Genomic DNA, 26,695 nt, shown 5'->3' on the forward strand with positions numbered 1-26,695 from the left:
AATGTTGCTGATCCGTTGCCCTTATTGCGAGATGGAACGCCCGGAACTCGAATTCGCCTATGCGGGGGAAGCGCATATTGCGCGACCAACTGATCCTTCCGCCCTTTCAGATGATGAATGGCGCGATTTTTTGTTTACGCGCTCCAATCCGCGAGGCACCCATTATGAGCGCTGGCGGCATATCAACGGCTGCGGTCGGTTTTTCAATGCAGTGCGCGACACGGTGAGCGACAAGTTTACCGCTACCTACCAGGCCGGTGAAGCCAAGCCTACTCTGACGGAAAAGCCTGTTGGGGAGACGAAGGAATGAGTGACATGCGTTTGAATGACAGGGGCCGCGTTAACCGGCAAAAGCCCATGCGTTTTACTTTCAACGGCAAGTCCTATTCTGGTTTCGAAGGGGATACGCTGGCTTCTGCCTTGCTTGCGCATAGTGAGCATCTCGTCGGGCGCTCGTTCAAATATCACCGTCCGCGCGGCATCCTCTCTGCCGGCTCCGAGGAACCAAATGCCCTGATGGGCATTACGCGTGGGCCGGGGCGTTTTGAGCCCAACAGCCGCGCAACGGTGCTCGAACTCTATGACGGTATGAAAGCGGAGAGCCAGAACCACTGGCCGTCGCTGAAACATGATGTCGGTGCGATCAATGACGCACTTTTCATGTTCCTCTCTGCAGGCTTTTACTACAAGACCTTTATGTGGCCGAAGAGCTTTTGGAACAAGGTTTACGAGCCTTTTATCCGGGGCGCTGCCGGTCTTGGCAAATCGCCGTCAGAACCTGATCCCGACACCTATGCCAGCCGTTATGCGTTCTGCGATGTTCTTGTGGTGGGTAGCGGTTCCGCAGGGCTTGCGGCAGCGCTTGAAGCTGCCAAAAGCGGCGCGAAAGTCATGCTTGTTGACGAGCAAGCGGAGTTCGGCGGGTCGCTGTTGTCCGAGCCTGAGCCCGTCATTAATGGCCGTGCAAGCTGGGACTGGGTGAGCGAGACGATCGAAGCGCTCAAGACCAATCCCAATGTCACGCTTTTGCCGCGCACCACGGCGATTGGTTATTATCACCAGAATATGCTCGGCCTTTGCGAGCGCCTGACCGATCATCAGGCGAAGCCCGCTTCCAATGCGCCGCGCGAGCGCATGTGGCGCGTGCGTGCAAGTCAGGTCGTGCTGGCGCAGGGCGCGATTGAGAAGCCGCTGATCTTTGCCGGTAATGATCGGCCGGGCGTGATGCTGGCGTCCGCCGCCCGCACCTATCTCAACCGGTATGGTGTGAAGGTTGGAAACCGCGCCGTGATTGCCACAAGCCATGATAGCGCATGGCTCGCCGCCTTCGATTTGGCGGTGGCAGGCGTCGCTGTTCCTGCCATCGTGGATGTGCGCGAACAGGTGGCCGATAGTCTGATCAACCGCGCCAAAATGCTCGGCATCGAGACACTGACAGGCTGGACGGTGAGCGACACCGGCGGGCGTCATCGGGTATCCTCCGTGCGGGTCAATCCGGTCAATAAGGGTTCGGTAGGCCCCGCACGCACGATTCCCTGTGATGTGGTGTTGATGTCGGGCGGGTGGAACCCAAGCGTGCATCTTTTCTCGCACACCAAGGGCAAGCTTATCTGGGATGAAGAACGCCAGATTTATTTGCCGGGCGAGCGTACTGAGGAAAGCCGTGTTGCCGGTGCCGGTAATGGCAATTTTGATCTGCAAAGCGCTCTGCGTGAAGGTGCCGAAGCGGGCAATGCCGCAGCCCTTGATGCCGGATATAAAGCGAAGATAGGCGAATATGCGGTTGCCGGTGATTTTATCTGCGATGGCGTGAGCTGTCGCGACTTGCCAACAGATCGTGACCCCGGAAAAGCCAAGGCATTCATCGATTTCCAGAACGATGTCACTGCCAAGGATATCAGGCTTGCGGTGCGTGAGGGTTTTCGTTCCATCGAACACGTCAAGCGCTATACTACAAATGGCATGGCGACGGATCAGGGCAAGACCTCGAACATCAACGGTCTGGCGGTGGCATCCGACGCGCTGAGCCGTCCGGTGCCGCAGGTGGGGCTGACGACCTTCCGTCCGCCCTATACGCCGACGACCTTTGGTGCTTTCTGCGGTTATAATCGTGGAAAACTGTTTGATGTCACGCGCAAGACGCCGATTGACGCCTGGGCCGAGCAGCACGGCGCAGCCTTTGAGCCGGTTTCGCTTTGGCGGCGTGCCTGGTATTTCCCCAAAGCCGGCGAAGACATGCATCAGGCCGTGGCGCGGGAATGCAAGGCAACGCGTGAATCGCTGGGCATGTTCGATGCCTCTACGCTCGGCAAGATCGAAGTGGTTGGACCGGACGCTGCAGAATTCATGAACCGCATGTATACCAACCCATGGATGAAACTCGGCGTCGGGCGCTGCCGTTACGGTTTGCTGCTTGGTGAAGACGGCTTTATTCGCGACGATGGTGTGGTTGGCAGACTGACGCAGGACCGTTTCCATGTCACCACCACCACCGGTGGTGCGGCACAGGTTCTCAACAAGATGGAGGATTATCTCCAGACCGAATGGCCGGACCTTAAAGTCTCACTCACTTCGACCACCGAGCAATGGGCAGTCGTGGCGATCAATGGTCCCAATGCGCGCAAGCTCATTGAGCCGATGGTCGAAGGCCTGGATATTTCCGATGAAGCTTTTCCGCATATGTCGGTTGCTGAATGCAAATTTTTGGGTGTACCCGCCCGGCTCTTCCGCATGAGTTTTACCGGCGAACTGGGCTTCGAGATCAACGTGCCGTCGCGCTATGGCCTGTCGCTTTGGAAAGCGCTCTATGAGGCGGGCAGGCAATATGACATCATGCCATACGGCACCGAAACGATGCACGTGCTGCGCGCCGAAAAAGGCTATATCATTGTAGGACAAGATACGGACGGCACGGTAACACCCGACGACGCCAGTCTTGGCTGGGCCATCGGCAAGCAAAAGCCGGATTTTGTCGGCAAACGTTCGCTTTCCCGCCCAGACATGCTGAAAGCCGAGCGTAAGCATCTGGTCGGCCTTCTAACCAAAGATCCAAAGCTTGTGCTTGAAGAAGGTGCACAGATTGTTGCCGATCCCAAACAGGCGCTGCCGATGACCATGCTCGGCCATGTCACCTCGTCTTACTGGAGCGAGACGCTGGGCCGCTCAATTGCGCTGGCACTGGTTTCTGGCGGCAAGGCGCGCATGGGCGAAACACTCTTTGTACCAATGGCCGACGGGGCAGTGCATGAAGCGGTGGTTTCGGGCATGGTTTTCTATGACCCCGAAGGCAAGAGATTGAATGGATAGGGATTGAGCCATGCTTGTCGAGACAAAACCTTATGCGAGCCGCAAGGTCGTTATTCCGGGCCGTGTGGAAATCCATGCCGCTGACGATTCCGCTCGTTTCAGCCTGCGCATAGCATCCGAAAAGCGCGCTCTGGCTGAAAAGGCATTGGGCGCAAAAATCCCCGAGAAGATCGGCGCACTTGTCAGGACCGGCGATACTGCTGTTGCCTGCCTTGGGCCGGATGAGTGGTATATCTGGGCTGACGAAGCCAGGACGGATGCTATCTCCCAATCATTTGCGAAGCTATATGAAAAAGAACAACATAGCCTGACCGACGTCAGCCATCGCGAAACCGGCATCGACATCATTGGCCCCAAGGCCGAATGGCTGCTCAACGCCGCATCCCCGCTTGATCTCGCCAAAATGCAGGCGCCTGGCGCTAACCGCACTATTTTCGATCACGCCCAGATCATTCTGATGAAGTGGGATGCAGACCATTATCGGATCGAAGTGTGGAACTCCTTTGCTGACCATGTCTGGACCTTGCTCGAAGTGGCCAGCAACGAAATCTGATCCTTCAAAAGCACTAAGCGTATTTTTCAACGCCGCCCGCAAGGGTGGCGTTTTCGTTTTTCCTTTGCTGGATGCTGATTTCTGGCTTGTTTTGATTAAATCCATATGTGAAGATTATATTCAGATAAGAAATTTTGTGAGGAGGCATTCCTGATGCCGGAAAGTGAATTGCCCTTAAGCGGTCTTGTCGTCGTGGATATGAGCCAGTTTCTGTCGGGGCCTTATTGTTCGCTGCGTCTGATGGATCTGGGTGCGCGTGTCATCAAGATCGAGCGGCCTGATGGCGGTGATCTTTCGCGCAGGCTTTATCTGAGCGATACCGAGATTGGCGGCGATTCGACCATTTTCCATGCTATCAATCGTGGCAAGGAAAGCCTGGCGCTCGACCTCAAAAACCCGGATGATCTGGCCTCACTCAAAACGCTCATTACCAAGGCCGATGTGCTGATCCAGAATTTCCGCCCCGGTGTGATCGAACGGCTTGGGCTCGATTACGAAGAGGCGAAGGCGATCAATCCACGTCTCGTCTATGCATCGATCAGCGGCTATGGCGAGGAAGGTCCGTGGGTCAAACGTCCCGGTCAGGATTTGCTTGCGCAGGCGCGCTCGGGTCTGATGTGGCTCAATGGCGATGAAGGACAGGGCCCGGTGCCGTTCGGCTTAGCGGTCGCCGATATGCTGGCCGGGGCTGCCGTAGCCCAGGGCATTCTGGCGGCATTGGTGCGGCGCGGCATTTCCGGCAAAGGTTCGCATGTTGAAACCAGCCTTCTCGAAGCGCTGGTCGATTTTCAGTTCGAGGTGCTGACCACGCATCTCAATGATGGTCGACGCCTGCCAAAACGCTCCGACTTTCGCAGTGCGCATGCCTATCTCGCCGCCCCTTACGGTGTCTATCAGGCTGCAGACGGTTATCTTGCCATTGCCATGACGCCCATCCCGAAACTGGCAGCACTTCTGCAAGCCGCAACACTTGCGCCCTTTGCCGACGATCCGTCAAGCTGGTTTACCAAGCGCGACGCAATCAAGCGTCTTATCGCTGCGCGCATTGCCGAGAAGACGGTGGATGAATGGCTCGCCATTCTGGAACCCGCCGATATCTGGTGCTCGCGCGTTCTCAACTGGAAAGAACTTCTTTCAAGCGAAGGTTTTTCCGTTCTCGACATGCTGCAAACGGTGACGCGTGAGGACGATGTGTCCATCACCACCACGCGTTCGCCACTGCGCATCAACGGTCTCCGCTCGAAAGTCGCGCGTGCTGCGCCGCGCATTGGGGAAAACAGCAAGGAAATTCGCGAGGAGTTTGGTCTATGAGCAGCATTCGCCTGAAAGGACCCCTGAAAGGCTCCCTGAAAGGAATGACCTGGAGCCATCCGCGCGGTTATGATCCGATGGTCGCCTGCTCAAAACAATGGTTTGAGGATACGGGCGTCGACATCATATGGGAAAAGCGTTCATTGCAGGATTTCGAGGCTTTTCCGGTTGAGGAACTGGCGAAAAACTTCGATCTCATCGTCATTGATCATCCTCATGTCGGGCAGATTACCAAGGAAAATTGCCTGCTTCCGCTCGATGTGGAGGGGCGTGAGGCTGAATTGCAAGCGCTGGCCAATGGTTCGGTTGGGCAGTCCTTTCCCAGCTACAACTGGCAGGGTCGGCAATGGGCTTTTCCGCTCGATGCGGCAACGCAGGTGCAGGCATGGCGGCCTGATCTCATTGATGTGCCTGCCATGTCATGGGACGAAGTGCTGTGTCTTGCGCGTGCGGGAAAGGTGCTGTTGCCGCTACGCCCGCCGCATTCGCTGATGAGCTTTTTCACGCTAGCTGCCAATAGCGAAACGCCCTGCGTCACTGGGGGCGAATTCATTGGCCTTGACGCCGGGATCAGGGTTTTCGGACAATTGCTCGAAATTGCGGCGCTGATCGACCCTGCATGTTTCGACATGGACCCGATTGCTGCCTTTGAAGCTATGGCTAAACCGGGTTCCGCCATCGCCTGTGTGCCCCTGGTCTATGGCTATGTGAATTATTCCATGCCGGAGTTCCGTGAGAGGCTCATTCGTTTTGCCGATATTCCGCACGGCAGCGCAGGCGTGGATGGTTCGGCGCTCGGCGGCACCGGCATTGCCGTTTCAGCCTTCGGCAAACACGCGCAAGCGGCGATTGATTTTGCCTATTGGGTGGCGAGTGGCACGGTGCAGAAGGGCCTTTATGCCGCTTCCAATGGACAGCCGGGTCATGCGGCGGCATGGGAAGACGCGGCTGTCAACGCCGCCGCATCGGGCTTTTATCGTGACACGCGCGCAACGCTTGAAGGCGCATGGGTACGTCCGCGTCATGACGGCTATATGCCATTTCAGGAAGCGGCATCCGAACGTCTCAACAAGGGCTTGCAGACACATGAACCGGCGGAGCGGGTGATCGCCGATCTGAACAGATTGTTTCGCGAAAGTTTCTGATGAGATCACATTTGGGCGGGGCGGAAGGCTGGCGGGGGACCGCCAGCCTTCTTTTATAACTTCCAAAGACGCAGGGCGTTTTCGCAAAGAAGCAACGCCTTTTCGTCCTCGCTGCACCCCTTGAGCAGCGCATGCGTTGCTGCCACCCAAGTCGAAAGCCCGGCATCAACAGAACTCGCAAGCGTGCAGACCGGCCAATCGCTGCCCCACACGACACGCTCCCAGCCGAAAGACGCTATGACGTGTTCGGCATAGGGCTGCAGTGTTTCCACCGTCCAGCTTTCAGGCTCGGCATAGGCCACAATGCCAGAAATCTTGGCAATGACATTATCGCGTTGTGCTATCTCCGAAATACCCTTCTGCCAGCTTTCCAGAGCGCCCGATTTGAGGTCCGGCACGCCGCAATGATCGAGTACGAATTGCGCGTCCGGTGCGAGATCGGCAAGCGCTACGGCCTTGTCGATCTGATGCGGAAGGGTGCAGAGGTCGAAGGTGAGTTCCGTCCCCTCCAGCAACTGGATGTTTTGCCGAAACAGTGGCTGCTCTGACAACTCGTCAGGTACAACATGCAGCACACGGCGAAAGCCTCTCACAAAAGGATTGGCGAGCTGCCTCTCCAGATAGTCCGCAAAGCCCGGTTCTTCGGGCCGGCAGGACACAATCGCGCCTTTGATAAACCCATCGGACCGGTCGGCTAGGCTTTGAATGTGGTCTGTTTCGGATTGAATGGCATCGGGTGCAACATCCACTTCCATATGAAGTGCTGCGCGAATGCCGCAGCGCTCGGCCTGACGGCGATAAGTCGAAAAAAGAAAGTCTCGGTTAAGTGCCGGTGTATTGGCAAGCCACGGATAGCTGAGTGCGCTTTTGTCGATAAGGTGTAGATGCGTGTCGAAAATCATGAAAATAGGCCCCCTCTTATTCTCTCGCGCATCCTTTCAAAAATAAAGAGAGTTTTCAAACGAGAATTTGAACGTTCACAAAAATGGTAAAAAACAAGGAGGTAGGGTTAAAGTATGCCGGTTTGTTTGCCGGCTATTCGTTTGCGCCGACGTCCGATCCAACCAGCCGTGACAGGTCTGAAACGGTTTTGAGAAGCAAGTTGATGGTTTGGGTGATGTCGGGCGCAGAGGCTGAATTGACTAACGTCACATAGGGGCAAGTGAGGGCAGCGATGCAGGTGCCGTCCGGCCCCAGTATAGGCGCAGATAGGTTATAGACGCCAGCCACCTGCGCGCTCGGCATCATTTCATAACCACGTTCCCTGATCTGGTCGAGCCGTTCGTAAAAGCTATCGTCCAGTTCGACGGCATCACTATCCTTAACATACTCGGCGATCATCATCTTGCGCTCCTCAGTGGAGCGGAATGCCAGAAGCACGTGGCCCGAGCCGGTGTCGAACAGGCTGATATGCGAGCCGACTCGGATGGAAATGCCCCAGTAATCGGGCGCTTCCTGTTGCGCGATGACGACAACCGAACCGCGGTCAAAGACGGAAAGCTGGTTGGCCTGTCGCGAACGGTCTGCGAGCGCGCGCATGTAGGGTGTCGCAAAAGAGGCAAGGCGACGCACCGGTGCGTGGAGATGCGCAAGGCCGAACAGCTTGAGTGTGAGCGAATAGCGGTCGCCATCCAGTCTCGTGACATAGCCGCGCCGCACCAGCCGGTCGAGCATACGGTAGAACTCATTGGGACTGCGGTCGAGGTGCTTGGCAATCTCGGCCTGCGTCAGACCACCGTCGACGCTCGCCAGCAGTTCGAGAATGTCCAGTCCCTTGTCGAGTGCGGGGGCGCGATAGCGGTCATCTGTTTCCAACGCTTTGTCCTCATGAATGCGGTTTTTCATATACGAACAACGATGCGAGCGGAAGCGATAAGGATACGAATGCTGCTTGACCCGCAATGAATACTATGTTTGCATATGAATATAAAATTTACAATTGGGTGCGGGCAAGGGAGTTGTCCGTATGTGAGGAGGAAAGCATGCGATATTTCATGACGTCCGTACTGGCAGGATCTGCCCTGCTGTCGACGGGAGCGCTCCACGCCGGAGCTGCAGAGCTTCCCGGCAAATTCGATGGGGTGACGATCAACGCCAAGCTGATCGGCGGCCAGCAATATGAGGCGCTCTATTCGCGCATCGGCGAATGGGAGAAGGCGACAGGTGCCAAGGTCAATATCCTGTCCAAGAAGAATCATTTTGAGCTTGATAAGGAAATCAAGTCGGACATCGCCTCACGCTCGATTAACTGGTGTGTTGGCTCCAACCATTCGTCCTTTGCGCCGCAATATACCGATCTCTATGTCGATCTGAACGGCCTGCTGCCGAAGGAAGAAATTGACGGTTTCGTGCCATCGGTCATTGCGGCCTCGACGCTCGACGACAAGCTGATCATGCTGCCGCGTGCGCAATACGATGTCTCAGCACTTTATTACCAGAAAAGCCTCTATGAGGATGATGCCAGAAAGGCGACGTTCAAGGAAGAATACGGCTATGATCTGGTGCCGCCGAAAACCTGGAAAGAAGTCTCTGAACAGGCCGTCTTCTTTGCTGATCCGCCGAATTTCTACGGCACACAGTTTGCAGGCAAGGAAGAGGCCATCAATGGCCGTTTCTATGAAATGCTGGTGGCTGAAGGCGGCGAATATCTCGACAAGGACGGCAACCCTGCTTTCAATTCGGAAGCAGGCGTTCGCGCACTCGACTGGTTCGTCAATCTCTACAAGTCCAAGGCTGTTCCCGCTGGCACCACCAACTATCTCTGGGATGAGCTGGGTGCGGGCTTTGCCTCGGGCACAATCGCGCTCAATCTGGATTGGCCGGGCTGGGCGAGCTATTTCAACGATCCGAAATCCTCCAAGATTGTGGGCAATGTCGGCGTGGTCGTAGCCCCTGAAGGGTCGGCAGGCAAACGCACCGGCTGGTCGGGTCATCACGGTTTCTCGGTGACTGAATCGTGTGCAACCAAGGAAGCGGCTGCATCGCTTGTCTGGTTTTTGACCAACGAGGCATCGCAGAAGCACGAATCGGCAGCAGGCACACTCCCGACCCGCGCTGCGGTCTGGGATTACGTGATCGAGCAAGCCGATTCCGATCCATATAAAAAGGAAGTGCTTTCTGTGTTCCAGGAAACGGCAAAGACCGCTTTCCCAGTACCGCAGACACCATCCTGGATCGAGATTTCCAACGCCGTCTATCCTGAATTGCAGGCCGCGATCCTCGGCGACAAAACCTCGAAGCAGGCGCTTGACGCTGCCGCCGAAAAGGCTGTGCAGATTTTGGAAGACGCTGGCGAACTCTGATCACCGTATAATCTATGGTCCGCCGCCGTATCATGAGCGGCGGGCCGTTTTGCCGGATTTTCCGGCTGCTTCACTGTTTCGGAAAAACAATGTTCAGACGAATCCCCCCGCCGGTGCTGCTCTTGCTTCCGGCCTTCATTATTCTGGCGGCCGTGGTGTTGTTTCCGCTTGCGCTTTCGCTTTATTCAAGCTTTACGCCCTTTCGCCTGACGCGTCCCGACAGCCTGTTCCGGTTTATCGGCCTGCGCAATTATGAGCGCATCCTCACCGACTGGGTGTTTTGGGCGGCCTTCATCCGCACAGTGGTCTTTCTCACTATCGCGCTGAACTTGGAAATGCTGCTGGGGCTTGGCCTTGCCATGCTCGTCAACAAGGCGACACGTGGTCAGCGAGTTCTGCGCACGCTGATGATGTTTCCTATGATGTTCTCGCCGGTGCTGGTCGGTTTTCAATTCAAGTTCATGTTCAATGACAATATTGGCCTCGTCAACAATGCGCTGCAATCGCTAGGGCTTTCCAACAGCGCCATTCCATGGCTGATCGACGGCAATCTTGCGCTATTCGCCATTTTGATGGCCGAAGTCTGGATGTCGACGTCAGTTTTTGCAATCCTTATCTTGGGCGGGCTTTTGTCTATGCCGCAGGACCCAGTCGAGGCGGCGCGTGTTGACGGCTGCACACCGTGGCAGACGTTCCGCTATGTCATCTGGCCTTATCTGATGCCCTTTGCTTTCATTGCCATGACCATTCGTTCGCTCGATGTGGCGCGTGCTTATGATATTGTGAAAATCATGACCGATGGCGGTCCGGCGCGGCGCACCGAACTCATCTGGACGCTGGTCGGGCGCACTGCTTATTCGGATGCGCAGATGGGGATGGCCAACGCCATGGCCTATGTAGCGATATTGCTGTCGATCATCTTCACGGTCATGTTCTTCCGCAAGCTTGCGAGCGCTCGCGCGCAGATCGGAGCGGAGTGGTAATCATGTCAACGACGCTGTCCAACAATCAGTACCGTCTTATCCGCCGGTTGAAAAAAGCGGCCTATCTCGTCGGCCTGTTCCTCGCTATGGCGGTGATCTGCTTGCCGGGGATATGGATCGTGCTCTCATCGCTACGCCCGCCGGTCGAAATCATGGCCAAACCGCCGGTCTGGATACCACGTGAGATTACACTCGATGCCTATAGCGCGATGTTTTCAGGCGCAGGCGGCGGCGGCATTCCGGTTTGGGATTATTTCCGCAACTCGCTGATCATTTCGGTGACATCGACCATCATTGCACTGATCATTGGCGTCTCGGGCGGCTATGCCTTTGCCCGCTTTCGTTTCTGGGGCAAGTCGGCAACATTTCTGGGCCTCATGCTGACGCGTGCGGTGCCGGGTATTGCGCTGTCCCTGCCGCTTTTTATGCTTTATTCGCGTATCGGCATTATTGATACGCATTTCGGCCTGATCATCACCTATGTGGCGTTGAACGTCCCCTTCACCATATGGCTGATCGACGGTTTCTTCCGTCAGGTACCAAAGGATCTCGCGGAAGCAGCCCAAATCGACGGCTGCACACGCTGGCAAGCTTTCTGGCAGGTGGAATTTCCGTTGGCTGGTCCCGGCATCGCTACCGCAGGCATTTTTGCATTCCTGACCTCATGGAACGAATATGCGCTGGCTTCCCAGCTCACCCGTTCCGTCAATTCAAAAACCCTTCCTGTCGGACTTCTCGATTACACCGCAGAATTCACCATCGACTGGCGCGGCATGTGCGCGCTTGCCGTGGTGATGATTATCCCGGCGCTGACCCTCACATTCATCGTCCAGAAACATCTTGTGGCTGGTCTGACATTCGGCGCGGTTAAAGGTTAATAGAATGGCACAGCTTTCCATCAAAAATCTCGTCAAGCGCTACGGCACTATTGAAGTGGTGCATGGCATCAATCTGGAAATCGCCGACAAGGAGTTTGTCGCGCTTGTCGGCCCGTCCGGCTGCGGAAAATCAACGACCTTACGCATGATTGCAGGGCTTGAATCGATCTCCGATGGCGCACTGGAAATCGGCGGCAAGCACGTCAACGATCTGCCACCGCGTGACCGCAACATCTCAATGGTGTTCCAGTCCTATGCACTTTATCCGCATATGTCGGTGCGTGAGAATATGGGCTTTTCGCTCAAGATCGCTAAACAGCCGCAAGCCGAAATCGACCGTCGCGTCAATGAGGCATCGAGCATTCTTGGCCTCGAAGCGCTGATGGAGCGCCGTCCGGCGCAGCTTTCCGGTGGCCAGCGTCAGCGCGTGGCCATGGGCCGCGCCATCGTTCGCAACCCGGAAGTGTTCTTGTTCGACGAACCGCTATCCAATCTCGATGCAAAACTCAGAACGCAGATGCGCACCGAGATCAAGAAATTGCATGCCAAGGTGCAATCGACAGTGGTTTATGTGACGCATGATCAGGTTGAGGCCATGACGCTTGCCGACCGCATCGTCATTATGCGCGACGGATACATCGAGCAGGTCGGAACGCCCGATGAAGTGTTCAAGCGTCCCGCTACGCAGTTCGTTGCGGGTTTTATCGGCTCGCCGCCGATGAATATGGCTCAAGCGAGCGTCGAAGGGGCTGAACTGGTTTTCGATAATGGCGACCGCCTTCCGGTGCCGGCACAGTTCAAGGATAAAGTCAGCGATGGCGCCAAGGTCACATTTGGTCTTCGTCCGGATGATCTGTTTCCGAGCGGTCATGGATTGTCTTCGGGTGATGCAGGCACATCGCATGAACAGGATTTGACGGTTTCCATCACCGAGCCGCTCGGCAATGAAACGCTGGTCTTTGCTGAATTTGCAGGCAAGGAATGGGTGGCGCGTATGTTGAACCCGCGTCAACTTAATCCGGGCGAAAAAGTCGCCATGCATTTTGATCTGTCGCAGGCGCATCTTTTCGATAGCGCAAGCGGCAAGAGTCTTGCTGTCTAGGGAGAATGACATGCAGCACCTAAATCCCCGCCTAAATCCCCAAAGAATGGGCATGTTGATCGGGCTGCACCCGGAGAAAGTGGCGGAATATAAAAAGCTGCATGCGAGCGTGTGGCCGGAAATTCTGGCGCTCATTTCTGAATGCAACATCACCAATTACACGATCTTTTTGAAAGAGCCGGAAAACTTGTTGTTTGCGACATGGGAGTATGTCGGCGCGGATTTTGACGCCGACATGAAGAAGATGGCGGATAATCCCAAAAACCAGCAATGGTGGTCGGTCTGCATGCCGTGCCAGAAGCCGCTCGACACGCGAAAAGACGGCGAGTGGTGGGCAATGATGGAGGAGGTCTTTCACCATGACTAAAGCTTTCGATCCCAAGAGCCTGCGGCAATGGTGGCCCAAACCGGCACAGCCCAGACCAATCGTCATTTTCGGTGCAGGCTCCATTGTCAGCGACGCGCATCTGCCGGCCTATAAAAAGGGCGGTTTTCGGGTGGCGGGTATTTTCGACCCAAACTGGGACAAGGCGAAGCAACTCGCTGAGCCATTCGGAATTAAAGCATTTTCTAATATAGATGAGGCGCTGGCAGTCGAAGGCGCGATTTTCGATCTGGCAACGCCGCCGTCAGCCCATGCTTCTATTCTCTCGCAATTGCCGCACGGGGCTGCCGTTCTGATCCAGAAGCCGATGGGTGCCGATCTTGATGCGGCAACACAAATTCTGAAAATCTGCCGTGAGCGCAAGCTGAAAGCTGCGGTCAATTTCCAGCTTCGTTTCGCGCCGATGATGCTGGCTCTTTACGATGCCGTCGACAAGGGCCTGCTCGGCGAAGTGGTGGACTTTGACGCTTGGCTGGCACTTGATACACCTTGGCACTTATGGGCTTTCCTCAAAGGCCTGCCGCGCATCGAACTCACCATGCATTCGATCCATTATCTCGATTTCGTGCGCGGTCTGCTTGGCAATCCGCAAGGCGTACATGCCAAAACGCTTGGCCATCCCAATCACGATGTCGCGCAAACCCGCACGGCGGCGATCCTCGATTATGGCGACCGCGTGCGTTGTGCGCTGTCGATCAATCACGACCATGGCTTCGGGCGCAAATTTCAGGCCTGCGAGTTTCGTATCTGTGGCACAAAAGGTGCGGCCTATGTCAAGCTTGGCGTCAATCTCGACTATCCGCATGGCGAGCCGGATGAGCTCTGGATCAAAGCCAAGAATCAGGACGACTGGGTGCAGGTGCCGCTTGAAGGTGCGTGGTTCCCGGATGCCTTCCTCAATCGTATGGCGCAATTGCAACGTTTTGCTTGCTGCGAGGATGCAGAACTGACCGGCTCGGTCGAGGATGCCTGGCACACCATGGCTCTGGTCGAAGCCGCCTATCAGTCGAGCAGCTTGCCGGCCACGCCGCTTGCCGCAAAGCCGGAGTTTTGATGATGAGCGAGCAGACGATCTATTTTGAAGACTACGCTTTGGGCCATGAGCGCTTAACCTCTGGCCGCACCATCACAGAGACGGATTTCGTGGTTCATGCAGGCCACACCGGCGATTTCTTTCCGCACCATATGGATGCAGAATTTGCAAAAACCCTACCCGGTGGCCAACGTATCGCGCATGGCACGATGGTCTTTGCCATCGGCGTCGGACTGACTGCGACACTGATTAATCCGGTTGCATTTTCCTATGGCTATGACCGACTTCGTTTCGTGCGTCCGGTGCATATTGGCGATACGATCCGCACGCGTGTAACGATCAGCGCAAAAGAAAACGACCCAAAGCGCGCAAATATGGGCCGTGTGACCGAGCGTTGCGAAGTGCTTAATCAGCGGGATGAAGTGGTGCTGGCTTGCGACCACATTCTGCTTGTCGAACGGAAGGCATAACATGACAATACGATTTGATGGCAAAGTAGCACTGGTTACAGCGGCCGCCCAAGGCATCGGCAGGGCCAGCGCCTTGGCTTTTGCCGAGGCCGGAGCCACAGTTTATGCAACCGACATCAACGAGGCTGCACTCGAAGAGATCGAAGGCGTTTCGGGCATTATCACGCGCAAGCTCAATGTGCTTGACGAGACGGAAGTGAAGGCAACGATCGCCGAGATTGGTGAGGTCGATATTCTGTTCAACTGTGCCGGGGTCGTCCATGGCGGTTCTATCCTCGACATGGCGGAAGAAGATCTCGATTTTGCTGTCAATCTCAATGTCAAGGCGATGATCCGCACCATTCGCGCCGTGTTGCCGGGTATGCTGGAGCGGGGAGACGGCTCTATCGTCAATATGGCTTCAGTAGCGTCGAGCGTGAAGGGTGTTCCAAACCGCTTTGCCTATGGCGTGACCAAGGCTGCCGTCATCGGATTGACCAAGTCTGTCGCCGCTGACTACGTGGCCAAGGGCATCCGCTGCAACGCCATCTGCCCCGGCACGGTGGAAAGCCCGTCCTTGCGGGACCGCCTGCGGGCACAGGGCGATTACGAGGAACAACGCGCCGCTTTCATTGCGCGTCAACCGATTGGCCGTATCGGTCAGCCGGAAGAAATTGCCGATCTCGCCGTCTATCTCGCCGGTGCCACCTATACGACAGGTCAGGCCTATAACATTGATGGCGGCTGGAGCATCTAGCCCTGTCTCCACCCGCTTAATGCCCCCAAAGGAGTAACCCCATGAAATTTCTTCGCTATGGCGCAACCGGACAGGAAAAGCCGGGCCTTCTCGATGCTGATGGTACGATCCGCGATCTATCAGCCCATGTTTCCGATTTGTCGGGTGCAACCCTCAACCCCGATGCGCTGGCAAAGCTTGGTGCACTCGATGTGAATGCGCTGCCCAAAGTCGAAGGAAATCCGCGCCTTGGCCCTTGCGTTGCCGGTACCGGAAAGTTTATCTGCATCGGTCTCAACTATGCCGATCACGCAGCAGAATCCGGCATGACTGTGCCACCAGAGCCAGTTATTTTCATGAAAGCCACTTCGGCCATTGTCGGCCCCAATGATGATCTTCTTATCCCGCGCGGATCGGAAAAGACCGACTGGGAAGTCGAGCTTGGCATCGTGATCGGTAAGACCGCGAAATACGTCTCGGAAGAAGATGCGCTCGATTATGTTGCCGGCTATTGCACCGTGCATGATGTGTCGGAACGCGCCTTCCAGACCGAGCGCGCCGGTCAGTGGACCAAGGGCAAATCCTGCGACACGTTTGGCCCCACCGGCCCTTGGCTGGTGACCAAGGACGAGATTACCGATCCGCAGAACCTTGCTATGTGGCTTAAGGTCAACGGCGAAACCATGCAGGACGGCTCGTCCAAGACCATGGTCTATGGCGTGCGTCATCTGGTGTCCTATCTTTCGCAGTTCATGTCGCTGCAACCCGGCGACATTATCTCCACCGGCACGCCCCCGGGTGTCGGCATGGGCATGAAGCCGCCGCGTTACCTTACGGCTGGCGATGTCGTCGAACTCGGTATCGAAGGTCTGGGTACACAGAAGCAAAACGTGCGCGCTGATAGCTGATGGCAGACAAATCATGACAAAAATCACTGATCTGCGCGTCTTCGATCTGCGCTTTCCGACGTCGCAAAGTCTGGACGGTTCGGATGCGATGAACCCGGACCCTGATTATTCCGCTGCTTATGTCATTCTCGATACGGATGACGAAGCGATGAAAGGCCATGGTCTGACTTTTACCATCGGTCGCGGCAATGATATCTGTTGCCAAGCCATTCTTGCCATGCGCCATCTGGTGGTTGGCACTGACCTCGACGAGGTTCGTGCAGCACCGGGAAAGTTCTGGCGCGATTTGACCAGTGATAGCCAGTTGCGTTGGATCGGGCCGGACAAGGGTGCGATGCATCTGGCAACCGGAGCCGTGGTCAACGCGTTCTGGGACCTGCTCGCCAAACAGTCCGGCAAGCCGGTGTGGCGACTTGTATCCGAGCTTTCGCCCGAGGAAATCGCCGATATCGTCGATTACCGATATCTAACCGATGTGCTGACCCGCGACGAAGCAGTCGAAATCCTGCGCAAGGCCGAAAGCGGCAAGGCGGAGCGAATCGCAAATCTCGAAGCCAAGGGGTACCCTTGCTATACGACCTCGGCAGGCTGGCTTGGCTATGATGACGACAAACTGCGCCGTCTCTGTCAGGAGGCGATCGATCAGGGTTTTGACCACGTCAAGATGAAGGTTGGCCGCGATCTGGAAGACGATATTCGGCGGCTTACTATCGCTCGTGAGGTGATCGGCCCGGATCGTTATCTGATGATCGATGCCAATCAGGTCTGGGAAGTCGATCAGGCTATCGAATGGGTCAACAGGCTTGCCTTCTCAAAGCCGTTCTTCATTGAGGAGCCGACCAGCCCGGATGATGTTGCAGGTCATCGCAAGATCCGCGAAGCCATTGGCGATGTGAAGGTGGCAACCGGTGAAATGTGCCAGAACCGCATCATGTTCAAGCAGTTCATCGCTGAAGGTGCCATCGATATCGTACAGATCGATAGTTGCCGCATGGGCGGCTTGAATGAAGTGCTGGCGGTGCTTCTGATTGCCGCAAAGTATAATAAGCCTGTCTGGCCGCACGCGGGCGGTGTTGGCTTGTGCGAATATGTGCAGCATCTCTCAATGATCGATTATGTCGCGGTTTCCGGTACACTCGATGGCCGGGTAATCGAATATGTCGATCATTTGCACGAGCATTTTCTCGACCCTTGCGTGATCAAGAATGCGGCCTACATGCCGCCGTCACTGCCGGGCTTTTCCATTGAAATGAAACCGCAATCGATTGCCGATTATACGTTCAAGGGTTAGCCTATAAAGCCGCGCTGTGCATTTTAGTGCCGCGCCTCCTGAAATTGGTTCACCCTTTCAGGGATGCACTCCGACAGCGCGGTTTTTTAAAGAAAGCGGATCATCAATGCGCCAGTGAGGAGCAGAACTGCGCCACCAATACGCCCTGCAGTGATTTCACGTGCCGCCATACCCATGAAACCTATACGATCAACGGCGAGCCCAGCCAGTAGTTGCCCTGTAACAGCAAGGCCCATGACGGCGGCGGCGCCAATATGGGGTGTCAGTATGATCGACGTTGTCACATAGATGCATCCAAGCGCGCCGCCGGCCACAAACAGCCATGCCGGCGGTATATGGAAATTGGGTATGGTGCCGGTGGCTTTTGTTGTAATCGCTGCGACCAGTGCCAGAATGATAGCGCCCGCCAGAAAGGAAATGGCGGCGGCGGTAACAGGAGAGCCAAGGCCGCGCGAAAGCGCCGCATTAATGGGTGCCTGAAGCGCGATGCAGGCACCCGAAAGAATGCCGAATAAGGTCCACAGCATAGATGAATTCTCCTGATTTCTAAAAGTGGCCGCTTCGTATCGGAGCATTGAGTAATGGCAGACGATCCGGGCGACAAGCCCGCAGCGGTTTTTTTGTGCCCGGCATTGCCACAGCATCGGGGCCGCCTGCTGCCAGCTTTCGATTTCCTATTTTAAATCAAAAATTTCTCAGCTATATTTGCTACTAAATTAGCAGCTAAATCCTTTCTATTCCCTGTGCTGTCTAGTGTAGATTGGAGTTAGTTGGGATGGGTGCTCGGTTTAAATTCCTGCATGCCGATGGCTGTTCGGCTGCGGAGATCAAAAAAATTGACTGGTCCGAAAATCCTTTGGGAACGCCAGATACATGGCCGGCGTCGTTGCGCACGGTTGTGCAGATGATGTTGGCGTCGCATTTTCCGAAGGCGGTTGTCTGGGGCCCGCAATATATCACGCTTTTCAATGATGCGTTTCGCCCGATTCTCGGCGCCAAGAAGAACTGCATGGGGCGTCCCTTTAACGAAATCTGGTCTGAAGCCTGGGACGAAATCGCGCCGATTGCCGAAAAAGCCTATCGGGGTGAGGCGACGTTCATCGAAGATTTTCCGTTGCTTATCGAGCGCTATGGCTATCCTGAACAATGCTATTTCACCTTCTGCTATAGTCCGATCCGTTTGGAAGACGGCAGCGTCGGCGGCATGATGGATACGGTCATCGAGGCGACGGCCAAGGTTCAGGCGGAAAAGAACGCCGCCGTCTTCAATGCTGAACTGGCGCATCGGATCAAGAACACCTTTAGCGTAGTCAACGCCATTGCCAACCAGACGTTTCACGATGTCGACAGCGAGAAGCTCGACATTTTCGCCAAGCGCCTTTCAGCGCTCAGCAATGCGCATGACGTGCTCAGGCTTGGCAGGACCTCCCAGGGTGCGCTGGCGCAGATCATTGGCGGTATCGTTTCGGCACTCGGCGTTGAGGGCAGGGTTGACACTGAAATACCCGATATTGCGATCGGCTCTAAGGGAGCAGCTTCTACTTCTCTGCTCATTCACGAACTGATGACGAATGCCATAAAATATGGCGCGCTTTCCAACGACAAGGGTCGCGTTCATATCGAAGCGTCTATTGTGACGGATGAAAATACTGACAATCTTTTCTTGCACTGGAAGGAAGAGGGCGGCCCTGAAGTCTCCAAACCGAGCCGCAAAGGTTTTGGTACCAAGCTCATCAGGATGGGTTTGCTGGGCGCGGGCAAGGTGACAATGGATTTCCTGCCGCAAGGTTTTGAGGCACAAATGCTGGCCCCGCTTTATGAATTGCAGTCAGATGTCCATGACAATAACGTGTGATGCCGGATTTCTACCTGATACGATAAAATGTAGCACGCTTTAGTTTCGTAAGTGATGCGTCGGCAAGCTTGGCCGACGATAATTCCTTTTTCACATCGCTGCTTGCCGCGTGATTCACGACATATCGATCTGCATTTAATTATGCAACTGATGCAACGCCTTCAAATATAGCTTGAATAAAAGGAATTTACTGGTGCTGCGAGGGAGGTTTGAACTCCCGACCTCTCCATTACCAATGGAGTGCTCTACCACTGAGCTACCGCAGCAATCTCTTGAGTGCGGCGGACTTCTGCCACATCATTCGGCAAATCGCAAGCGACCATGCGAAATTCTTTTTGCAGAATGTGGAAATCGTTAAAAATGGGCATTTCACGTCGCTTTCTAACGGTGTAAACAAGGCCATGAGCGACAAGACAGTAAATCCGGAAAAGCAGGATCAGGCGGACCGCCACAAAAAGCGGCTGGCAGAGCAGTTGCGCACCAATCTGATGCGCCGTAAGGAGCAGGCGCGTTCGCGCCGTGCAGGCGAGGCTGATCTGCGCAACGATGGTATTTCCGCTGCCAGCGAAGAAAAAGACCAGGGCGACATATAGGACAACAGAATCGGCCCCAAAATCGGTTAAGATTTTTGGAATGTATGATGCGTAGATAAAATATTGAGACACGACCTTTGTGCGCCCCGATGGATGCACGGCGCTTTAATGACGCAAAAACCCTTTCTTGAAGATCATGCGCGCCTAAGGTAAAAGCGCGTTCCTGTTCCCGGCAAAGATTACCGTCAGAAAGCGATTCGCAATCAAACGTAGTCTTGCCGCGAGACGCTCTATTTTATCAGACATTGCCGCCGCGCCTCGAAGGCAACTGGCGACGGCTCCAATTGATTACCGGACGCCACGCGCCGGCTTGGAAGGTGAAACAGCATGGATCGCATCAAAATCATTGGCGGCAACAAGCTCAATGGCGTCATTCCCATCTCCGGGGCCAAAAATGCCGCGTTGCCACTGATGATCGCCTCGCTTCTCACCGACGATACGCTGACGCTCGAAAACGTGCCGCATCTGGCCGATGTCGAACAATTGATCCGCATTTTGGGCAATCATGGCGTCGACTATTCAGTCAATGGCCGCCGCGAGCACCAGAATGGTGCCTATTCGCGCACCATACATTTCACTGCGCGCACCATTGTCGACACCACAGCGCCCTATGAGCTGGTTTCAAAAATGCGTGCGAGCTTCTGGGTGATCGGCCCGCTTCTGGCGCGCATGGGCGAGGCCAATGTGTCGCTGCCGGGTGGCTGTGCCATCGGCACACGCCCGGTTGATCTCTTGCTCGAATGCCTCCAGGCGCTGGGTGCCAAGATTGATATCGAAAACGGATATGCCAAGGCGCGTGCGCCCAAAGGCGGGCTCGTCGGTGCGCATTATACATTCCCGAAAGTTTCGGTCGGCGCCACCCATGTCATGCTGATGGCCGCAGCGCTTGCCAGGGGCGAAACGGTCATTGAGAACGCGGCGCGCGAGCCGGAGGTCGTCAATCTCGCCGACTGCCTCAATGCTATGGGCGCAAAGATTTCGGGTGCAGGCACCAGCACGATCCACATTGAGGGCGTCACAAGCCTGTCGGGTGCGCGTGTGCGCGTTATCCCGGACCGTATTGAAACCGGCACCTATGCCATGGCGGTTGCCATGACCGGTGGCGACGTATTGCTGGAAGGCGCAGAAGGCAGCCTGCTTTCTTCGGCACTCGACACATTGCGTCAGGCGGGTGCTGAGATCACTGAAACCAATAGCGGTATCCGCGTGGTGCGCAACGGCCACGGCATTCATCCGGTCGATGTCACCACCGATCCTTTCCCCGGCTTCCCAACGGATCTTCAGGCGCAGTTCATGGGCCTTATGACCATGGCAGAAGGCACCTCGCATATTACCGAGACGATTTTTGAAAACCGTTTCATGCATGTGCAGGAACTGGCGCGACTGGGTGCAAAAATCTCGCTTTCCGGCCAGACGGCCACGGTTGAGGGCGTCGAACGCCTTAAGGGTGCGCAGGTCATGGCGACCGATCTGCGTGCTTCCGTATCGCTGGTCATTGCCGGTCTTGCTGCTGAAGGCGAAACCACGGTCAACCGCGTCTATCACCTCGATCGCGGTTTCGAGCGTCTGGAAGAAAAGCTTTCGCGCTGCGGCGCTAATGTGGAGCGCATCAGCGGTTGATTGTCTAGCGCATCGTACTGTCCGGAAAGCGGAATTTTAGGATAGTACGATACGTAGATTCAATAAGTTAGAGCGACCTTCGTGCGGCAGGATGGACGCACGGCGCTCTAAAGCCGGAACGCGTGTTTTGGCTTTTTCAAAACACGAACAGCAACAGATTGAAAAGCCTGTCGATTTTTTTGTGTCGGCATGTAAAACTTGGCACGATGTCATCTGAAAATAGCGGGAAACGATGCCGGATATGGAAATGTTGAAGCTTGCGGCGCTGGATGAAGAAGATTTGCAGGTGTTGTCTACCCATCTTCAGGACGCGGTTCTCAAAATATCCGACCTGCAATATCTGGCGAAGGAACAGCGGTTTGTTCTGACCGCCAACCGTTTTGCATGGGAAGAGGCGCGGCCAAAACTGTTTCGCAAACCGCAATATCAGCGCCGCCGCACGGCCCTGCATTTCAACCGCGTGCTGTCGGCGCAGCTTGCTGGTGTTGACCGTACGAAGCCCGACGATGTTCTGTCGCTGCTGGCAATCCGTTTCGCGCCCGGCGAAACGCCTGCTGGCACAATAGAACTGACATTTTCCGCAAATGCAGCTATCCGTCTTGCGGTGGAATGTATTGAAGCGCAACTGAGTGATCTGGGAGCGGCATGGGAAACCGAATCCCTGCCGCGTCACGGCGTCTGACAGGACGGCTTGCACACGGTCCAAGTTAATCAGCATTTGAAGGAATAAAGCGTGGTCACGACGCTCAGACAAAACGATCCCGACTTCGAACGCCAGTTCGTGGCTTTTCTTTCGGGCAAGCGCGAGGCTTCTGCGGATGTGGACCGCACCGCGCGTGAAATCGTCGAGCGCGTGCGCCACGAAGGCGATGCCGCGCTGATCGATTACTCGCGCCATTTCGACCGTATCGATCTGGAAAAGACCGGCATTGCCGTAACGAGCGATGAAATCGACGCAGCTTTCGAAGCCGCTCCGGCCTCCACCATCGAGGCACTGAAACTGGCGCATGAGCGCATTGAAAAGCATCACGCGCGGCAATTGCCGAAGGATGATCGTTATACAGATGCGCTGGGCGTCGAGCTTGGCTCGCGTTGGACGGCGATCGAGGCGGTTGGTCTTTATGTTCCGGGCGGAACGGCGAGCTATCCAAGTTCCGTGCTGATGAATGCGGTTCCCGCCAAGGTCGCGGGCGTCGAGCGTATCGTTATGGTGGTGCCATCCCCGGACGGCATTCTCAATCCGCTGGTGCTGGTGGCAGCGCGTCTGGCCGGTGTGTCGGAGATTTACCGGGTTGGCGGTGCGCAAGCCATTGCTGCTCTTGCCTATGGCACGGAGACGATTGCGCCTGTTGCAAAAATCGTCGGTCCCGGCAATGCCTATGTGGCGGCCGCCAAGCGCATTGTTTTCGGCACCGTCGGTATCGATATGATTGCAGGCCCCTCGGAAGTGCTGGTCATTGCCGACAAGGACAACAATCCCGACTGGCTCGCTGCCGATATTCTGGCGCAGGCAGAACACGACACCGCTGCGCAGTCGATCCTGATGACGGATGACGAGACTTTTGCAAAATCGGTCGAGGGCGCAGTCGAACGCCAGCTGAAAACCTTGCCGCGTGTCGAGACCGCGCGCGCGAGCTGGCGCGATTTCGGTGCCGTCATTCTGGTCGATGATTTTGAGGCCGCTATCCCGCTTGCCAACCGCATTGCCGCAGAGCATCTTGAAATTGCCACAGCCGACCCGGAGGCGCTTTTGCCAAAAATCCGTAATGCCGGTTCGGTATTCATCGGGGCCTATACGCCTGAAGTGATCGGTGATTATGTCGGCGGCTGCAATCACGTTTTACCGACGGCGCGTTCGGCGCGGTTTTCATCGGGGCTTTCGGTGCTTGATTATATGAAGCGCACCTCGCTTTTGAAACTCGGGCCCGATCAGTTGCGGGCGCTGGGTCCGGCGGCGATTGAAATCGCGCGCGCCGAAGGACTTGATGCGCACGCCAATTCGGTGGCCATTCGCCTTAATCTATGAGGGATCATGAGTGCTGGCGCTCCCAATGCCCGTCTTGTCGATGTCGAGCTCGATGAAACCATCGGCCGGTCTACGCCCGATGTCGAGCATGAGCGTGCGGTGGCTATTTTCGATCTGGTCGAGGAGAACGCCTTTCATCCTGTCGGTGACGCTGTCGGCGGCCCTTACAAGCTGAAGCTCTCGTTGCTCGAAAAGCGGCTGATTTTTTCCATAAGCCGCGAGAACGGTGAGGAGGTGGCTACGCATATCTTGTCTCTCACGCCGATGCGCCGCGTCGTGCGCGATTATTTTCTGATCTGCGAAAGCTATTACGAGGCGATCCGCTCGGCAATGCCGAGCAAGATCGAAGCCATCGACATGGGACGGCGCGGGCTGCACAATGAAGGCTCGCAGACCTTGCAGGCGCGGCTTCAAGGCAAAATCGATGTCGATTTCAGCACCGCGCGGCGGCTATTCACGCTGGTCTGCGTGTTGCACTGGCGGGGTTGATGCGCATGATCGCAATCGCCGCCAATCCTCTTGATGTGAGCCTGAAAGATGAGGCGTCCACGCGCTTGCCATCCTCGATCCTCTTCGTTTGCGGTATGAACGCGATCCGCTCGCCCATCGCTGAGCTTCTTGCAAGAAAGTTGCTGCGCCCTAATATATACGTCGCCTCTGCCGGAGTGAAACGCGGCGAGCGCGATCCCTTTGTCGATGCTGTTCTGATCGAAGAAGGACTGTCGCTCGACAATCGCCAGCCCCGGGGTATAGAAGAACTGGCTGACGGCTATTTCGACCTTATCGTAACCCTGACGCCGCTTGCGCATCACACGGTTCTGGAGCGTATGCGCGGCTTTTCGGTTGATGTGGAATATTGGCCGACACCGGACCCCACACTTGTGACTGGTAGTCGCGAGCAGATCATGAATGCGTATCGTGATGTGCGCGAGCGTTTGCGACAGCAGATTGTCAGGCGTTTTGGTACCCTATGAGATGGTGGAATTCCGTTATTCACAAATGCCGTCTAATCATATAGGTTCCGCCCAAATTCAAAGTTGCGGCCCGGTGGTGGGCCAATAATTCAAGAAAGAAACAGGTATCGCATGGCGAAAGAAGAAGTCCTCGAGTTTCCCGGTGTTGTTACGGAATTGCTGCCCAATGCCATGTTCCGCGTGAAGCTCGAAAACGAACATGAAATCATTGCCCATACGGCTGGCCGTATGCGCAAGAACCGTATCCGCGTTCTGGCTGGCGACAAGGTTCTGGTCGAAATGACCCCTTACGATCTGACCAAGGGTCGTATCACCTATCGCTTCAAATAAATCGGCCTCTGCCGGAGGACGCCTTGACGACAGTCGTGCAAAACAAGCTGGTTCTGGCTTCAGGCTCGCCGCGCAGGATAGAGCTTCTGGCGCAGGCCGGTATCGCGCCCGATCATATCCAGCCAGCGGATATCGATGAGACGCCGCAGCGTTCCGAGCATCCGCGCTCTTTAGCGCGCCGTCTGGCGCGCGAAAAGGCGCTCGCTGCCCTAGAGCGTCTCAAGGGGGATGCGCATTTCACGCAACCCTTCGTGCTTGCTGCGGATACAGTGGTGGCGGTTGGTCGACGTATTCTGCCCAAGGCCGAAATCAGCGATGAAGCGCGTGAATGCCTGCGCCTGCTTTCTGGCCGTACACACAAGGTCTTTACCGGCGTGTGCCTGATCTTGCCAAACGGTAATCTGCGCCAGAACATCGTTGAAACGCGGCTGCGTTTCGCGCGCCTGTCGCGGGCGCAGATGGATGCTTACCTTGGTTCGGGCGAATGGCGCGGCAAGGCGGGCGGCTATGCCATACAGGGACTTGCCGGCAGTTTCGTCGTCAAGCTGGTCGGCTCTTACTCAAGCGTTGTCGGACTGCCTTTGCACGAAACCGTAGGCCTCCTGGCCGATGGCGGTTATCCGGTTTATGGCAACTGGTCTAGCGGAAAGGTTTGAATTCGATACGATGAACGCCAAGAAGGACATTTCGGCTGTTAGTGGTGCGCGCGTGACGCCGTTGCGTCCCACGAGGCCTTGCCCGGAATGCGGCAAGCCCTCAGTGCGCGAGGCTTATCCCTTCTGCTCACCGCGTTGCAAAAATATTGATCTCAACCGTTGGCTTTCGGGCAGCTATGTTATTCCTGGAAAGCCTCTGGACGAGGAAGAAGAGGGCGGTAATTAGGGTGGCTAGCCATAATTTCCCTATTTAAATCAGTAGACTAGGGAAATGACGAGAAAAGCCTGCAAAAAGTGCGCTAAGGTGCTGGACAGCGACAAATTTAATGCTATAACCCACGCACTTCCGGCGGCAAGCTTGTCGCCCAGATGCCCGGATAGCTCAGTTGGTAGAGCAGCGGATTGAAAATCCGCGTGTCGGCGGTTCAAATCCGTCTCCGGGCACCATTCAAAATAACTCCATAATTAGAAAACTCCCGAGTCGAAGGCTTGTTATTGTCCCGAAAACGGCGCGGTGCCAGCTACATGCTGTCCCTTTTTGCTTGGGCAACTCCCGCTGCTTTTTTCAGGCGGCCACGCTCCATAGGCCTAATCAGGTCTTCGGCGCGTTCGTTCGGGATGTTTCTCATACCTTTGTGCGCGTGGCGCGTATTGAACGGAAGTTTATCCGTTTCCGCTTGTTTCTTTAGTTCAAGTGCCTTCTGGGCATTCTCCACCAGGCTGTGCTTTTTGGACAGCTCCGCACGCCGTTGAGATTCAGCGTTCAGACGTTTCATTGCCATGGAGAGTACGCCGAACTTTAGTTTTGAACCTTCATACGCTTGTGACGGAGATACGCCACGGGCTGCGCCCTTACCCCGCATCTCACGGCGTTTTTGGTGAGCAAGGGTCCTTGCTTTATTTCTCTGTTCACGTAAACGGCGCTGAAGCACGAGAAGATCAGCATCGGGAATGTCTTGAATCACAGGATGCCGGGTTTGGTTTACAATCTCACGTTCATCAGCATTCAGCGCTCGATCTTCTTCCTTGCGGGTTATAGCCAATTTCTACCCTCCTTATTTGTCCGTACTCAATTATTAATGTTGGACGGGCCGACAGGTTCCTTATCGAGAAGGGATGGCTTAATATTTGTTGTGGAGTGTACAACCTTCAAGCACCGCTCTCAGGTTTCGTTATCAATATCTTTGCCACTTCCGCCTGAAGCCTCCTGACCCTTGACGGAATAGCTGTCGTCGAAGTTGTTAAGACTGGTGCTGACG

The 26,695-nt window shown here is 55.6% G+C and carries 29 protein-coding genes and 2 tRNA genes; 26 read left to right on the forward strand and 5 right to left on the reverse strand.

Features of this window, described 5'->3' with window-relative positions; all coding sequences use genetic code 11:
* The first annotated feature begins 1 nt into the window (after position 1).
* From AAIB41_RS11025 to AAIB41_RS11045, 5 genes are all read left to right on the forward strand, one after another.
* Positions 2 to 310: a sarcosine oxidase subunit delta gene (locus AAIB41_RS11025; protein ID WP_343313415.1), complete on the forward strand. Its 309-nt coding sequence runs from the start codon at positions 2 to 4 to the stop codon at positions 308 to 310.
* Positions 307 to 3,306, forward strand: a complete 3,000-nt coding sequence (locus tag AAIB41_RS11030; protein WP_343313416.1) for a sarcosine oxidase subunit alpha — start codon at positions 307 to 309, stop codon at positions 3,304 to 3,306. The genes AAIB41_RS11025 and AAIB41_RS11030 overlap by 4 nt, the downstream gene beginning before the upstream one ends.
* 10 nt (positions 3,307 to 3,316) lie before the next feature.
* Positions 3,317 to 3,859: a sarcosine oxidase subunit gamma gene (locus AAIB41_RS11035; protein ID WP_343313417.1), complete on the forward strand. Its 543-nt coding sequence runs from the start codon at positions 3,317 to 3,319 to the stop codon at positions 3,857 to 3,859.
* 150 nt (positions 3,860 to 4,009) lie between these two features.
* Entirely contained in the window at positions 4,010 to 5,170 is a 1,161-nt protein-coding gene (locus AAIB41_RS11040; protein WP_343314747.1) for a CaiB/BaiF CoA-transferase family protein, read from the forward strand.
* On the forward strand, positions 5,167 to 6,315 hold the full coding sequence (locus AAIB41_RS11045; protein ID WP_343313418.1) for an extracellular solute-binding protein: 1,149 nt from the start codon (positions 5,167 to 5,169) through the stop codon (positions 6,313 to 6,315). The genes AAIB41_RS11040 and AAIB41_RS11045 overlap by 4 nt, the downstream gene beginning before the upstream one ends.
* 53 nt (positions 6,316 to 6,368) lie before the next feature.
* Here the strand turns inward: AAIB41_RS11045 and AAIB41_RS11050 are convergent, their stop codons facing one another.
* Both AAIB41_RS11050 and AAIB41_RS11055 read right to left on the reverse strand, forming a co-directional pair.
* A complete protein-coding gene (locus tag AAIB41_RS11050; RefSeq protein ID WP_343313419.1) occupies positions 6,369 to 7,217 on the reverse strand; it encodes an amidohydrolase in 849 nt (282 codons plus the stop codon).
* Between the two features lie 133 nt (positions 7,218 to 7,350).
* A complete protein-coding gene (locus AAIB41_RS11055) occupies positions 7,351 to 8,130 on the reverse strand; it encodes an IclR family transcriptional regulator (protein WP_343313420.1) in 780 nt (259 codons plus the stop codon).
* A gap of 167 nt (positions 8,131 to 8,297) precedes the next feature.
* On the opposite strand from AAIB41_RS11055, the gene AAIB41_RS11060 reads away from it, so the two are divergent.
* The 10 genes from AAIB41_RS11060 to AAIB41_RS11105 all read left to right on the forward strand — a co-directional run bounded on the left by AAIB41_RS11060 (position 8,298) and on the right by AAIB41_RS11105 (position 17,382).
* Positions 8,298 to 9,617, forward strand: coding sequence for a sugar ABC transporter substrate-binding protein (locus AAIB41_RS11060; RefSeq protein ID WP_343313421.1), 1,320 nt, complete (start codon positions 8,298 to 8,300; stop codon positions 9,615 to 9,617).
* A gap of 89 nt (positions 9,618 to 9,706) precedes the next feature.
* A complete protein-coding gene (locus tag AAIB41_RS11065; protein WP_343313422.1) occupies positions 9,707 to 10,600 on the forward strand; it encodes a sugar ABC transporter permease in 894 nt (297 codons plus the stop codon).
* Positions 10,601 to 10,602: 2 nt separating this feature from the next.
* A complete protein-coding gene (locus AAIB41_RS11070) occupies positions 10,603 to 11,478 on the forward strand; it encodes a carbohydrate ABC transporter permease (RefSeq protein WP_343313423.1) in 876 nt (291 codons plus the stop codon).
* Between the two features lie 4 nt (positions 11,479 to 11,482).
* Entirely contained in the window at positions 11,483 to 12,580 is a 1,098-nt protein-coding gene (gene ugpC, locus AAIB41_RS11075; protein ID WP_343313424.1) for a sn-glycerol-3-phosphate ABC transporter ATP-binding protein UgpC, read from the forward strand.
* Positions 12,581 to 12,590: 10 nt separating this feature from the next.
* Positions 12,591 to 12,947 (forward strand): L-rhamnose mutarotase, encoded by a 357-nt coding sequence (locus tag AAIB41_RS11080; RefSeq protein ID WP_343313425.1) that lies wholly within the window; start codon positions 12,591 to 12,593, stop codon positions 12,945 to 12,947.
* A complete protein-coding gene (locus AAIB41_RS11085) occupies positions 12,940 to 14,019 on the forward strand; it encodes a Gfo/Idh/MocA family oxidoreductase (protein ID WP_343313426.1) in 1,080 nt (359 codons plus the stop codon). The genes AAIB41_RS11080 and AAIB41_RS11085 overlap by 8 nt, the downstream gene beginning before the upstream one ends.
* A gap of 2 nt (positions 14,020 to 14,021) precedes the next feature.
* A complete protein-coding gene (locus AAIB41_RS11090; protein ID WP_343314748.1) occupies positions 14,022 to 14,468 on the forward strand; it encodes a MaoC/PaaZ C-terminal domain-containing protein in 447 nt (148 codons plus the stop codon).
* 1 nt (position 14,469) lies between these two features.
* Positions 14,470 to 15,204: an SDR family oxidoreductase gene (locus AAIB41_RS11095; protein WP_343313427.1), complete on the forward strand. Its 735-nt coding sequence runs from the start codon at positions 14,470 to 14,472 to the stop codon at positions 15,202 to 15,204.
* 41 nt (positions 15,205 to 15,245) lie between these two features.
* The gene (locus tag AAIB41_RS11100; RefSeq protein WP_343313428.1) at positions 15,246 to 16,091 is read left to right on the forward strand and encodes a fumarylacetoacetate hydrolase family protein; all 846 of its coding nucleotides are present in this window, start codon (positions 15,246 to 15,248) and stop codon (positions 16,089 to 16,091) included.
* Between the two features lie 13 nt (positions 16,092 to 16,104).
* The gene (locus tag AAIB41_RS11105; protein WP_343313429.1) at positions 16,105 to 17,382 is read left to right on the forward strand and encodes an L-fuconate dehydratase; all 1,278 of its coding nucleotides are present in this window, start codon (positions 16,105 to 16,107) and stop codon (positions 17,380 to 17,382) included.
* Between the two features lie 86 nt (positions 17,383 to 17,468).
* Here the strand turns inward: AAIB41_RS11105 and AAIB41_RS11110 are convergent, their stop codons facing one another.
* Positions 17,469 to 17,909 (reverse strand): DMT family transporter, encoded by a 441-nt coding sequence (locus AAIB41_RS11110; protein WP_343313430.1) that lies wholly within the window; start codon positions 17,907 to 17,909, stop codon positions 17,469 to 17,471.
* A gap of 248 nt (positions 17,910 to 18,157) precedes the next feature.
* Here AAIB41_RS11110 and AAIB41_RS11115 point away from each other — a divergent pair, with 248 nt between their 5' ends.
* The gene (locus AAIB41_RS11115; RefSeq protein ID WP_343313431.1) at positions 18,158 to 19,237 is read left to right on the forward strand and encodes an HWE histidine kinase domain-containing protein; all 1,080 of its coding nucleotides are present in this window, start codon (positions 18,158 to 18,160) and stop codon (positions 19,235 to 19,237) included.
* 191 nt (positions 19,238 to 19,428) lie between these two features.
* On the opposite strand, the gene AAIB41_RS11120 is transcribed toward AAIB41_RS11115, so the two are convergent.
* Positions 19,429 to 19,503, reverse strand: a tRNA-Thr gene (locus tag AAIB41_RS11120).
* A gap of 135 nt (positions 19,504 to 19,638) precedes the next feature.
* Here AAIB41_RS11120 and AAIB41_RS11125 point away from each other — a divergent pair.
* The 10 genes from AAIB41_RS11125 to AAIB41_RS11170 all read left to right on the forward strand — a co-directional run bounded on the left by AAIB41_RS11125 (position 19,639) and on the right by AAIB41_RS11170 (position 25,883).
* Complete coding sequence (locus AAIB41_RS11125) at positions 19,639 to 19,830, forward strand: hypothetical protein (RefSeq protein WP_343313432.1); 192 nt, start codon at positions 19,639 to 19,641, stop codon at positions 19,828 to 19,830.
* A 327-nt stretch (positions 19,831 to 20,157) separates the two neighbouring features.
* On the forward strand, positions 20,158 to 21,450 hold the full coding sequence (murA, locus tag AAIB41_RS11130; RefSeq protein WP_343313433.1) for a UDP-N-acetylglucosamine 1-carboxyvinyltransferase: 1,293 nt from the start codon (positions 20,158 to 20,160) through the stop codon (positions 21,448 to 21,450).
* A 241-nt stretch (positions 21,451 to 21,691) separates the two neighbouring features.
* Positions 21,692 to 22,132: a DUF2948 family protein gene (locus AAIB41_RS11135; RefSeq protein ID WP_343313434.1), complete on the forward strand. Its 441-nt coding sequence runs from the start codon at positions 21,692 to 21,694 to the stop codon at positions 22,130 to 22,132.
* Between the two features lie 51 nt (positions 22,133 to 22,183).
* Entirely contained in the window at positions 22,184 to 23,476 is a 1,293-nt protein-coding gene (gene hisD / locus AAIB41_RS11140; protein ID WP_343313435.1) for a histidinol dehydrogenase, read from the forward strand.
* A 6-nt stretch (positions 23,477 to 23,482) separates the two neighbouring features.
* The gene (locus AAIB41_RS11145) at positions 23,483 to 23,965 is read left to right on the forward strand and encodes a UPF0262 family protein (protein WP_343313436.1); all 483 of its coding nucleotides are present in this window, start codon (positions 23,483 to 23,485) and stop codon (positions 23,963 to 23,965) included.
* A gap of 5 nt (positions 23,966 to 23,970) precedes the next feature.
* Entirely contained in the window at positions 23,971 to 24,450 is a 480-nt protein-coding gene (locus AAIB41_RS11150) for a low molecular weight phosphatase family protein (protein ID WP_343314749.1), read from the forward strand.
* A gap of 111 nt (positions 24,451 to 24,561) precedes the next feature.
* Positions 24,562 to 24,780, forward strand: a complete 219-nt coding sequence (infA, locus tag AAIB41_RS11155; protein WP_002965531.1) for a translation initiation factor IF-1 — start codon at positions 24,562 to 24,564, stop codon at positions 24,778 to 24,780.
* Between the two features lie 23 nt (positions 24,781 to 24,803).
* Positions 24,804 to 25,436: a Maf-like protein gene (locus AAIB41_RS11160; RefSeq protein ID WP_343313437.1), complete on the forward strand. Its 633-nt coding sequence runs from the start codon at positions 24,804 to 24,806 to the stop codon at positions 25,434 to 25,436.
* A 10-nt stretch (positions 25,437 to 25,446) separates the two neighbouring features.
* Positions 25,447 to 25,662 carry a DNA gyrase inhibitor YacG gene (gene yacG / locus AAIB41_RS11165; protein ID WP_343314750.1) on the forward strand — a complete coding sequence of 72 codons (216 nt, stop codon included), beginning with the start codon at positions 25,447 to 25,449 and terminating at the stop codon, positions 25,660 to 25,662.
* A 145-nt stretch (positions 25,663 to 25,807) separates the two neighbouring features.
* Positions 25,808 to 25,883, forward strand: a tRNA-Phe gene (locus AAIB41_RS11170).
* Positions 25,884 to 25,957: 74 nt separating this feature from the next.
* Here the strand turns inward: AAIB41_RS11170 and AAIB41_RS11175 are convergent.
* Positions 25,958 to 26,479 (reverse strand): hypothetical protein, encoded by a 522-nt coding sequence (locus AAIB41_RS11175; RefSeq protein WP_343313438.1) that lies wholly within the window; start codon positions 26,477 to 26,479, stop codon positions 25,958 to 25,960.
* Positions 26,480 to 26,695 lie beyond the last annotated feature (216 nt).

Source organism: Brucella sp. BE17 (genome assembly GCF_039545455.1).
GTDB lineage: Bacteria > Pseudomonadota > Alphaproteobacteria > Rhizobiales > Rhizobiaceae > Brucella.